Origin of the sequence: Brevibacillus sp. Leaf182 (assembly GCF_001423865.2) — a bacterium.
GTDB lineage: Bacteria > Bacillota > Bacilli > Brevibacillales > Brevibacillaceae > Brevibacillus > Brevibacillus brevis_C.
Window position 1 is genome coordinate 242,619 of sequence record NZ_LMPN02000019.1, and the last position, 11,742, is coordinate 254,360.

General features: G+C 48.3%; 11 protein-coding genes. All 11 read right to left on the bottom strand.

Features of this window, described 5'->3' with window-relative positions; all coding sequences use genetic code 11:
- Window positions 1–14: 14 nt before the first annotated feature.
- Entirely contained in the window at window positions 15–1,001 is a 987-nt protein-coding gene (locus ASG16_RS10225) for an ABC transporter ATP-binding protein (RefSeq protein WP_056494562.1), read from the bottom strand.
- Window positions 998–1,972, bottom strand: a complete 975-nt coding sequence (locus ASG16_RS10230) for an ABC transporter ATP-binding protein (protein ID WP_056494558.1) — start codon at window positions 1,970–1,972, stop codon at window positions 998–1,000. Before ASG16_RS10230 ends, ASG16_RS10225 begins: the two co-directional genes overlap by 4 nt.
- A 35-nt stretch (window positions 1,973–2,007) precedes the next feature.
- On the bottom strand, window positions 2,008–2,838 hold the full coding sequence (locus tag ASG16_RS10235) for an ABC transporter permease (RefSeq protein WP_056494555.1): 831 nt from the start codon (window positions 2,836–2,838) through the stop codon (window positions 2,008–2,010).
- Window positions 2,838–3,794: an ABC transporter permease gene (locus ASG16_RS10240; protein ID WP_056494553.1), complete on the bottom strand. Its 957-nt coding sequence runs from the start codon at window positions 3,792–3,794 to the stop codon at window positions 2,838–2,840. The genes ASG16_RS10235 and ASG16_RS10240 overlap by 1 nt, the downstream gene beginning before the upstream one ends.
- 41 nt (window positions 3,795–3,835) lie before the next feature.
- Window positions 3,836–5,398, bottom strand: coding sequence for an ABC transporter substrate-binding protein (locus ASG16_RS10245; RefSeq protein WP_056494550.1), 1,563 nt, complete (start codon window positions 5,396–5,398; stop codon window positions 3,836–3,838).
- Between the two features lie 119 nt (window positions 5,399–5,517).
- Window positions 5,518–5,994 (bottom strand): Lrp/AsnC family transcriptional regulator, encoded by a 477-nt coding sequence (locus ASG16_RS10250; RefSeq protein WP_048030987.1) that lies wholly within the window; start codon window positions 5,992–5,994, stop codon window positions 5,518–5,520.
- 243 nt (window positions 5,995–6,237) lie between these two features.
- Window positions 6,238–6,708 (bottom strand): nucleoside deaminase, encoded by a 471-nt coding sequence (locus ASG16_RS10255; RefSeq protein ID WP_056494547.1) that lies wholly within the window; start codon window positions 6,706–6,708, stop codon window positions 6,238–6,240.
- Window positions 6,709–6,778: 70 nt separating this feature from the next.
- Complete coding sequence (locus ASG16_RS10260) at window positions 6,779–8,665, bottom strand: FtsX-like permease family protein (protein ID WP_056494544.1); 1,887 nt, start codon at window positions 8,663–8,665, stop codon at window positions 6,779–6,781.
- Entirely contained in the window at window positions 8,640–9,410 is a 771-nt protein-coding gene (locus tag ASG16_RS10265; protein ID WP_007729857.1) for an ABC transporter ATP-binding protein, read from the bottom strand. Before ASG16_RS10265 ends, ASG16_RS10260 begins: the two co-directional genes overlap by 26 nt.
- A gap of 170 nt (window positions 9,411–9,580) precedes the next feature.
- A complete protein-coding gene (locus ASG16_RS10270) occupies window positions 9,581–10,597 on the bottom strand; it encodes a sensor histidine kinase (protein ID WP_056494541.1) in 1,017 nt (338 codons plus the stop codon).
- Window positions 10,594–11,292, bottom strand: a complete 699-nt coding sequence (locus ASG16_RS10275; protein WP_048030977.1) for a response regulator transcription factor — start codon at window positions 11,290–11,292, stop codon at window positions 10,594–10,596. The genes ASG16_RS10270 and ASG16_RS10275 overlap by 4 nt, the downstream gene beginning before the upstream one ends.
- Window positions 11,293–11,742: the final 450 nt, after the last annotated feature.

The following is an 11,742-nucleotide window of genomic DNA, read 5'->3' on the forward strand; positions in this document are numbered from 1 at the left end:
ACCTCCGTCCTTGCCTAGCGGAAAAGTTCGCCCGATTGCACCAAATGACAGGATACCAATTGGCCGTCGCCGATGTCTGACAGACTGGGCACCTGTGTCTTGCAAATCTCGGTCGCATACGGACAACGTGGGTGAAACGTGCAGCCGCTCGGTGGATTTGCGGGACTCGGCAAATCCCCTGCCAACAAGATCCGTTCGCGCTTTTGCCGTGGTTTCGCTACTGGAACAGCCGAGAGCAGCGCCCGTGTATACGGATGACTTGGGTTCTCAAATAGCGTCCGCTTGTCAGCAATTTCTACAATCCTTCCCAAATACATCACCGCGATCCGGTCGCACAAGTGCTTCACGACCGACAAATCATGCGAAATGAACATCAGGGTCAGATTGAATTCTTTTTTCAAATCCTTCAACAAATTGAGTACCTGTGATTGAATCGATACGTCCAATGCAGATACGGGCTCATCGGCAATGATCAGCTTTGGTTTTACGACCAGTGCACGGGCGATTCCGATCCGCTGCCTCTGTCCGCCGGAAAAATCGTGTGGATGGCGGCTCAGATGTTCTTTTCGCAAGCCAACGACCTGAATAATCTCTTCGATGACTTTTTCCCGCTCTGCCTTTGTCCCGATGTTGTGCACCATCAGCGACTCCATCAAAATCTGCTTGATCGTCATCCGTGGATTCAGCGAAGCATATGGGTCCTGAAAAATCATTTGCAGGTTTCGGCGCATGACGCGCATTTCTTCTTTGGGAAGCTTCGCTAAATCTTTGCCATCAAACCAGACTTCTCCTGCTGTCGGCTCCAAAAGGCGTAGAATCGTTCTGCCCGTCGTAGACTTGCCGCAGCCCGATTCCCCTACAATGCCAAGTGTTTCACCGGGATACACTGTCAGATCAATACCATCGACTGCTTTGACATGTCCCGTCGTCCGCTTCAAAAAGCCACCCTTGATGGGAAAATGCTGTTGCAGCCCTTTTACTTCTAAGAGAGGTGTCGTCATGCCTGTTCTCCCTCCTTCGCGTACAGCCAGCAGCGACATTTTTGATTGTCCAGTTGCAAGAGTTCTGGGGGCTTTTCGTGACAAATCGCAATGGCTTGCGAACAGCGCGGGGCAAAACGACAGCCCACTGGCATTTGATAAGGCAAAGGAACTGCTCCCGGAATGGTTTCCAGATATTCGCGCTCTTCGTCCAGCTCAGGAATCGAGTTCATCAGCCCGATCGTATACGGATGCTTTGGACTGTCAAACAGTGTATCGACATCAGTCTCCTCTACGACTTGTCCGGCATACATGACGATAACGCGGTCGCACATCTCGGCTACTACACCCAAATCATGCGTAATCAGCATGATAGAGGTTCCGGTCTTCTCTTTTAAATCGCGCATCAAATCAAGAATTTGCGCCTGAATCGTCACATCCAGTGCCGTTGTCGGCTCGTCTGCAATAATCAGCTTCGGATCGCAGGACATCGCCATCGCGATCATGACACGCTGGCGCATCCCTCCTGAGAGCTGATGCGGAAACTCTCCGTAAATCTCTTCGGCACGAGGCATTCCGACTGCTTTTAGCATCGCAATCGCCCGGTCCTTTGCCTCTGCCTTCGTTACCTTGCGATGCAGCATGACTGCTTCCTCAATTTGTTTGCCTACGGTATGCAGCGGATTGAGAGATGTCATTGGCTCTTGAAAAATCATCGCGATTTCATTACCGCGTACACCTTGCATCTCTTTTTCCGACAGCGCAAGCACGTTCTTCCCATTGAAGCGAATCGATCCTTCCGTGCTTCCGTTGGGCGGCAGCAAGCGCATGATCGACAGGCTAGTTACACTCTTCCCACAGCCCGATTCGCCCACGACGCCAAGCGTTTCACCAGCACGGATAAAGAAGTCGACGCCGTCCACGACACTGACGACACCGCTGTCCGTGCGAAAACGGGTTCTCAGTTGCTCCACTTCCAAGATGGTCGTCATCTGCTCCACTCCTTTTCTCCCGTGTAGGGTATTCATTATTTACGTGCGCGTGGGTCCAGAACTTGCTGTAGACCATCCCCCAACAAGTTGAAGCCCAGCACGACTAAGAAGATGGCAATCCCCGGATAAAACGTCGCATAGGGCGCGACGGACATAAGCGTTTGTGCTTGGTTTAGCATGCTGCCCCAGGAGGGAGTCGGCGGCTGTACACCCAATCCGAGATAGGACAAGGATGCTTCTGCGATAATCCCGGATGCCATTGCCAACGTCGCTTGAATCACAATCGGGTTCATGGCGTTCGGCAAAATGTGGCGGAAAATAATACGTGCATCCTTTACTCCAACCGAACGTGCTGCTTGAATATACTCCATATTTCGAAGTGAAAGAACCTGACCGCGTGTAATCCGTATAAAAGCAGGGGCAAAACCAATCCCAATCGCCAGCATGGCATTCCCGAAGCCTGAACCGAGCACCGCCGAAATCGCCAGAGCCAGAATCAAAAACGGAAAGGCCTGCATCGCATCGACGCTTCGCATGACGATCCACTCATCCCAAAAGCCGCGGTAGTATCCGGACAAGAGTCCAATCGGCACCCCAATCAGCATCGCAATACCAACAGAGATCAGCGCTGCCTGAATGGAGATGCGCGCCCCGTAAACAACACGGGAGAAAATATCCCGACCGAGATCATCGGTCCCAAACAAATGCTCACCATCTGGCGACATCAAAATTTTGTTATAGTCTTGTGCATTGGGGTCGAAGGGTGCGATCAGCGGCGCGAAAATCGCCACCACGATCAATCCGAGGATAATCACCGCTCCGATGACGCCCAAACCATTCCGGAGAAATTTGCCCACGGTTTTCATCACTCACCTGCTCCTTTCCCAGCCTTGATGCGCGGATCAATGACAGCGTACAAAATGTCGACAATCAGGTTTACCAAGACAACGAGAACCGCAGAAACAAGAATGGCTCCTTGAACCGTTACGTAGTCACGTTTGAAGACAGATTCCACAATCAGACGGCCAAAGCCAGGAATCGAAAAAATCGACTCGGTAATCACCAGACCACCCAACAAGCCTGCGATCATCAAACCCGATGTCGTTACCACTGGAACCATCGCATTTCTCAGCGCATGCCCCAAAATCGTGCGAGCCTCATTCAATCCCTTCGCTTTCGCTGTCCGAATAAAGTCCATGCTCACGACATCGAGCAAAGAAGAACGCAGCATTCGCATCAATACGGCAGATTCCCGCAAGCCCGTTGCCAAACAGGGCAGAATCATGGCCATCAGGTTTTGTGTAGGATTCTCGGAAAACGGTACATAACCGGATGAAGGCAGCCACTGGTTTTCCACGGCAAAGAAAATAATCATCATCATCGCCAGCCAGAAGCTGGGGATACTCATACCGCCTAGCGCAGTAAAAGTACTTGTATAGTCAATCCAGGTCCCACGTCGTACTGCTGCGAGAATTCCCGCAGGAAACGCAATCAGAATCGCTACCAGGAATGTTCCGATCGTCAATTCCACGGTAGCCGGGAGTCTTTGCATTATTAAGTCTGCGACCGGTACACGGTCCGTAATCGATATTCCCAAATCACCCGTTACCACTTTTCCTAGCCAGGAAAAATACTGCACCACGATCGGCTGATCCAATCCCAGCTCGGTTCGCAGTGCCGTATAGGCTTCCGGTGTCGCTTCCTCTCCTAAAATGACCCGGGCAGGATCGCCCGGGATCATATGAATCAAAGAGAATGTCATAATCGACACCAGCAGGAGAATCGGGATTGTCAGCAATAGACGCCTGACTATGAACATCATGACAATTCCTCCTTGCTCTTGCTGTTATAGTGTTGCGTTACCTATTGCTTGTCCAAATTGGCTGTACGGATCAAACCGTCTGGGACATACGTAAAGCCGGTTACTTTCTTGTTCATGCCAATCAGTACATATTGGTGGTACATGTAGGCATAACCCGCTTCTTCTTGCAGCAATGTGGCAGCTTCGTCATACAGCGCCTTACGCTTTGCTTCGTCCAACTCACCACGTGCTTTGATGACCAGTTCATCCAGCTTCGGAATGGAAATGCGGCCATCGTTGTTTGATGTACCCGTTACGACGAAGTCATGGAAGTTTTGGTCAGGGTCCTGACGTCCAGACCAGCCCAATTGCATCGCTTCAAATTCGCCTTTATCTCCTGTTTCGATCAATTGTCCATATTCCAATTTTTCCAATGTCACGTTGATGTTGTGTTGTTTCAGCATGTTTTGCAATACCGCACCCAGTTGCTCATTCTCTGGAGAAGTAGAGATGTACAGCTTGAAGTTAAATCCGTTTGGTTGACCGCCCTTCGCGAGCAAATCCTTGATTTCCGCTGCATCCGGCGGCTTCGGTGTGTTCAGTGCTTCATTGAAAGCCAGACTGCCTTTTGTAAATGCTGTGCGAGCTGGTGCCGCATAGCCGTTAAACAGTACTTTTACCAGGGCTTCACGGTTAATAGCACGATCCACAGCCTGACGGAGATACTTGTTGTCAAACGGCGGGCGAGAGTTGTTCAAGTAAAGACCTTGGTAACCCATGCCGGATTCCGCAACCAATTGCAGGTTCGCATCGCCCTTGATGGCAGGGATTTCTTTTACAGGGGTATCATCGATGATATCCAGCATGCCGGAGCGCAGGTTTTGTACTTTCGCTGTTCCATTCGTGAATACTTTGTAGTTCACTTCATCGATCTTCACTTGACCATTCCAGTAGTTTTCATTTTTCTTCAGCGTCACGTGGTCGCCTTTTACTTGCTCTACAAATACGTATGGGCCTGTACCAACCGGATGATTGAGGTATTGATCGCCATGTTCCTTCACTGCTTTTGGCGATACCATAATGCCCGAACGGTCAGTCAGTACGGACAAGAATGGAGCGAAAGGCTCTTTCATCTGGATTTTTACGGTATGCTTGTCCACTACAGCCACGGAATCTACGAATTTCAATTCGCCTTTCCGGCGGGACTTCTCATCGTTCATGTTGCGCTCGAAGTTGAATTTCACGGCCTCAGCGTCAAACTCGGTGCCATCGTGGAATTTCACGCCTTGCTTTAGCTTCAATGTATAGGTCTTGCCGTCTGGCGTTACTTCATGCGATTCCGCCAGCATTGGCACTATTTTTCCTTCTGAGTCGATATCAAACAGCTTGTCATAGAGGCTCGCGTATACTTGACGGTCGTACAGCGAAGTCGAGGTGTTTGGGTCCATTGACGGCGGGTCTGCCTTTAACCCAATATTCAGTACTTTTTTGCCGGAGGCTGGTGCTGTTGTTGCGGCTTTGCCGTTATCTGTACTCGCACTGTTTCCTCCTCCACAGCCTGTTACCAATAAAACTGTCCCCAGAACAGCACTGAGCATCGCTTTGCTCACTTTGGTCGAAAACATAGGATGACCCCTTTTCTCTCATATTTTCTCTAGTCTCTTCTCAGAATCGTTCGTCATTCATTTCATAATCCCAGCGGATTTTCGTCCGATGGCATTCCCCCTTCCACGGTCACTCGTGCTTAACGGATAAAGTTATACTTGGACTTCAGTATTTTCAATTCGTTAATGACATTTGTTTTGGAGATGCCAGGAATCTTGTGTAGCTTTTTAAGCAAAAATTGCGATAATTCTTCATTACTTGTTACGAGCACCTGTGTGAAAAGCTGATATTCACCAGAAGTGAGTACGATGAGCCTGATCTCTACGGTTTCCGTTAACGCAGCAACCACATCGTCCAGCTTTTCCGCATCCACAGCCACTTGAATCATCGCCTGTACGTGAAACCCTGCCTTGACTGGATTGACAATACCGACCAGACTCAGGGCGCCTTCGTCCTGCAATTGCTGAACGCGCATGCGAATCGTCTTTTCCGTGACCCCGAGGTCCTTCGCAATCTGTGTAAACGGCAAGCGCGCATTTCCTTGCAAGGCCCGAATGATCCCATAGTCGATGTCATCTAAATCAGGATAAAGTGATCTTCGAAAAGTTTCTTCCATATAAACACACCTTTATTCGTCTTTTTTCGGCATAATTCAACCTTACTACAGCTAAATTTTATAAAAATCGGTCGAATTTCATAATGATTGTTGTTACTATAATACGATTTTCGACATAGCGCAATACCTTTATCTGAAAATTTCATTTTGAAAGCATTTTCATTTTATTTTTTTCCTTCCATCTATTCTTGCTATAAATAAAACGAAGAAAAAGAGCCTACTCCACACAGGAGAGGCTCTTTATTAATATTCGATACGGTCCTGAGATTGAGACCATGCTTCAAATGGACTCTGTCTATTCGCAAGATTGATTCTCTGAAAAGGAATGCTGCGCTCCTCATGAGGGAGGACTATCTGCTCATAAATAAACTGATCATCAAAACCGACATGCGCCGCATCTTCTTTCGTGCAAGCGTAATAGACATTGCGCGGTCTGGCCCAATAGATGGCTCCCAGACACATCGGACACGGCTCACAGCTCGTATACAGGTCACAATCGTTTAACTGAAAGGTTTGGAGATGACGACATGCTTCCCGAATTGCTTGCATTTCGGCATGTGCCGTAGGGTCATTGCTCGTCGTCACTTCATTGCGTCCTCGCCCGATTACCTTCCCGTCCTTCACGACAATGGCTCCAAACGGTCCGCCTATTTTATTACGTACATTTTCAACCGCAATCTGTACGGCTTGACCCATCCATGCCTCTCGTTCCATCCGCCTGCCCCCTTGCATCCTTCTCCTTGTATCCTATGTCCATGCGCATCTGGACATGATGGAAAAGTCACTAGCGGTTCATTGATTGCTTTAAATGGAACAAGTAACGGTTTCGAATGATCCAGAAATACACACCTTGAACAACGACGAAGCTGCATAGGACAATCGCGGTCGGTTTGAACACAGATGCGACCAGAATCAGCTTCAACAAGCTTTGCAGGGATACGAACGCCACCATGCTGTGAATAATGGCTACCACAATCGGCACGAAGAACAACAGGGCAACCTGGGTCGTAACGATCCGCGTCAATTCCGCATCCGTGAGTCCAATCTTGGAAAGCGCTCCATAATGCCGCTTGTCGTATTCCAGATCCGTGTACAGACGGAAATAGAGAAAGCTTGCTGCGGCTACAAAGAACAACACGCCCACAAACAATCCGATAAAGAGTCCCATATTCGCCATTTGTTTCATGGTGTGATAGTAGGGCGCACGAGCTGAAAACGAATAATTTTCTTCGAAATGATGAATATCTTCCTGAAGCTTGAGACTAAGATCCTGCGTTTCCTTCCATCTTGGCACCTCGTAAACAAAGCGCTTTTCTTCCTTCATTTTCGGAAGCTGGTCATACACCTGATTCGGTAAGACAACCAAACGCTCAAATTCAATCCCTCTGATCAATGGAGTCATATTCGTATCCGTTTTGACTGCGAGCTGTGCCTTCCCCACTTGCAGCGTTTTGCTAGATACTGAATCACCAATCCAATTGAGCAGTACGAAGGCCTCTTTATTCGTCATTTCGAGTACAGTCGAATTGGACGCTACCGCCAGCCGGTTGTAGTCAGACAGCTTGACTACGCCGACCCTTTCCTCCTGAACCAGATCTGGCAAAACTCGCATTGCCACTTGATATTTTTCGAAGGAAAAGCCACTTTGCTGCAAGCTCGTTTCGATTAACGACAGATGCTGCGCTCTCTCCGCATCGCTTTGTTTGGACTGGTATTCAAACGCAAACGGATGTGTTTTCATCACCGTGATCTGAATAGATCCAGCCAACGCTGCCAGTGTGCCAATCGCACAAAAAGCAACGGTAGAGACGATGCTGACCAAAAAGAACATCCTTGCATTATCCTTCATCCGATAGGCCAGATCAGAGAGTGTCAGGAGATTCGTACCTTTCCAATAGAAAACGCGACGCTTCTTCAGAAAATCGATGAAGATGACGCTTAACTGAGTAAACAAGAGGTACGTTCCTACAGTCGTCAGCGCAATGACCGGAAGCATCAGCACGAGCACATTCACGCCGTCAGCCGTGAGGGCTAAGGCATAGCTCATTCCCAACAAAGCTACTGCGACCAGAGACAGCACTAACGATGCCCTCGGCTCACGCTTAGGCCGACCACTTCCTTGCAACAGATCCAACAGACTGCGGCTTCGCAGCACGAGGACGGTAAACAGTGAAATGGCTGCATACAAGATGAGAAACGCCACCACTGTCAAACCGATCGCTTTCCACGGGAAGTAAAACCCGAGTGCTTTTACATCCAGCAAAAATCCGGCGAATTGGAAAAACAGCTTGGCGAGAACCAACCCAAGCCCAATCCCGATGGCAATCGAGACAATCCCAATCAGCATGTTTTCCATAAATATCAGCGTATTCCGCTGCAACGGTGTCATGCCCTGGATAAAAAGGATGCCGAACTCCTTCTCCCTCTTTTTCAGGAAAGCGCCAACACAATAAAAGAGAAAAAAGAAGGAGAACAGAAAAATGACGTACTCAGCCGCCATCATCCCAGTGGCTACGGATTCATGGATCTCCTGTCCAATAATTTCTGGATGAAAAATGAACATCGCATAAACGAAAAAGATTAAGACAGAAAAAACGCTACTCATAAAAAACGCAGCGTACATCCGTTTATTTCGTACAACGTTATTACACGCGAATTGTCGAAAGGTCATAGGTGTTCCCTCCCAAAAACGACAATGAGTCAATAATTTTCTGGAAGAATACCTGTCGACTCTCACCACGATACATCTCGTTATGGAGCTGTCCGTCTTTAATAAAAATCACCCGATGGCAATAGCTGGCCGCCAAAGCATCATGCGTCACCATCATCATGGTGGTATTGTCCCTCTTATTGATCGCTTCGAGTGTCTCCATCACATTGCGTGAAGACTTGGAATCAAGATTTCCTGTCGGCTCGTCAGCGAGCAAAAGCGATGGGGAATGAATGATCGCCCTGGCAATTGCCGTCCGTTGGCGTTGTCCCCCAGACACCTCGAAGGTCCGCTTTTCCAAAATGTCCTGAATCCCTAGCTTCTCTGCAACACTTTGCAGCTTTTCTTCCATGACCGATACTTTCTCATTGTCCAGCGTCAGCGGCAACACGATGTTTTCCCCAATCGTCAACGTGTCCAAGAGATTGAAATCTTGAAACACAAAGCCGAGCTCACGGCGACGAAACAGAGCCAGTTTATCTTTTTTTAAATGATGCGGATTCGTACCGTTCAAAAGAACCGCACCAGAGGTTGGTGTATCAATGGTGGAGATCATGTTTAATAGCGTAGTCTTGCCACTGCCTGAGGGGCCCATAATACCGACGAATTCGCCCTTGCGAATCGAAAAATCGATATCGGTCAGCGCGCGGTAGGTTACCTTGCCCCCGTATATTTTACTTAAGCTATTTACAGCAAGCATTTCCATGCGCCATTCCCCTTTCTTGCACTTTCAAATTCAAGTGCATGTTCAAAAAGGCGTCTTTTCAGCACCTCTTTCGATGTCGAATCTGCTTTCTTAATTGCTTCGTGATCAAAAGACGACTTTTTGAACTACCTCTTCAACTATACGAAAGTGCGCATAGTGCAACTATCGAATTAACTTTCAGCTATCTTACTTTCTTGTAAGGTTGGGACGACGGCAGACAAGACAATACGTACAGTTGTCCCCTCGCCCACTACTGATTCCATTTCCACCCCATGATGGAGCCGCCCGCAAATTTCTTTCACCAAGTACAGCCCCATCCCGGTGGATTCAGGGTATTTGCGCCCGTTTTCTCCTGTAAAATACGGCTTGAACACGCGACGAATATCTTCGCTAGGGATCCCGATTCCATAATCCTGCACTTCCAATATGGCATGTGCTCCGCGTTCATACGCACGAATGGTGACCTTGTTGCTTTTCCCTGCTGAATAACGAACAGCATTCGTCAACAATTGGTTGAGGACAAAAGCAAGCCACTTATCGTCCGATTCCACTCGCCAACTTTCATCCACTTTTACCTCGGGATACACCTGGTTGCGAATAAACAGCCGCTTGTTTTCAGCCAACACATTCTGCACCAAAGAACGTAGCGTTACGGGCTCAATCAGGAAGTCCTGTTCAAATCGGTCAAGGCGAGCTATGTACAAAACGGTTTCCAGTCCACGCTTGATCCGGTCCACTTCTTCACGGACGCTCTCGGCTGTTGGATCGTCTTCATTTTGCAGCAACAGATGAATAACCGAAATCGGCGTCTTCATCTGATGAACCCACTGCTGAATAAACGTCGTATGGTCCCGTTGCTTGTTTTCGTAGGCATGAAGCTGTTCTTTGTAGAGTCGGTATTGCTCCTGACTGATGTCATCCATCGCGCGGCACAACGGTGAATTCCCGTATGTCTGGGTCAGCTCCTCTAATGACTCTACCGGCTTGCTCAGTCGCTGATAGATTGTGCGGTGAGACAAATAACGGATGGCGAGAAAAGCCCCCGCGAAAAAAACAGATAAAAACATGACGTAGATCATCAATGATTCATTCCAGTACCCGTCCATCGCAAAAATCATAATCAATAAGATCAATTGGACGAGAAAAAACGCTGCGAATGGCCATTGATCTCGAAGGAACAGCTTCATTGCCCTTCCTCCCAAGTCGCACGTAGGCGATAACCAGAACCGCGAACTGTCTCGACAGCTCCCTCTAAGCCCAAGTCCTTTAGCTTGCCGCGCACACGTGTGATGTAGACATTCAGCGTGTTTTCATCGACAAACTGTTCATCCCACAGCTTTTCTAGCAATCGCTCACGGCTGACGACACGTGGATGTTGATTCATCAAGGCTTCGAGCAGTAACGCTTCCTTTTTGCTCAGCTCGATTTTGGTATCGTACATGGACAGCTCCATTCGCTCCAAAAACAGCTTGAGCCCCGCTACTTCAACTGTACGCTCCCCTTCTTGCGGAGCATATTGTCCGTAAGCACGGCGTAGCTGACTGCGGATTTTGGCCAAGACCACATCGTAGTCAAACGGCTTTGTGATATAGTCATCAGCCCCATTTTCCAAGGCCATCACCTGGTCCATTTTACTTTCTCGTGCTGAGATGAACAGGATTGGGCAGTTGGATTCTTGGCGCATTTGCCGGCACCAATAAAATCCATCAAACTTCGGTAGATTCACATCCAACAGAACCAGATCAGGGCGCCCTTGGGTAAATACCTCCATGACTCTATCGAAATGTTCAACATTGACTGTTTGAAATCCGTATTTTTCCAGTTGCTCTTGCAGCAGCTGGTTGATTTTCGGGTCGTCTTCTACAATCATAATTGTGGACATCACTCATACTCCTCTCGTCTTGAGTCTCCTCCATTTTATTCTTTACTATACCATTAGAAAACTAGACAACGCCAAGCCTTTGGCGTTTCTCTTACTTTGATGTCTATTGAAAAAGCGGCTTGTATGTTGCTGTTGTGGAGGGGAGGAAACAGGAGAAAACGCTCAGCTTCTAGGGCCACCCCCTGTGGGTTTGACTGCACGACTCCATGCAAAAAGTGAAACCGCGTCCAAAGTTGCCCTTTCAGGATGTTTTTCAGAGGTGGACGCTTAAGGGCGTGTTTCACTTTTTGCATTGCGTCTCGGTCGGTGTCCCTAAGATCTTCGCTTATTTCTCCTGTTTCCTCAACGAGCTGTCTGTGTTAAACGAGTTTTAAAAGCTTTAAAAGAATGTAAGGATGTCACCAGTAACGCTAGAGAAGAATATTTCCAGGCGTAGCGACTTGTGGAGTC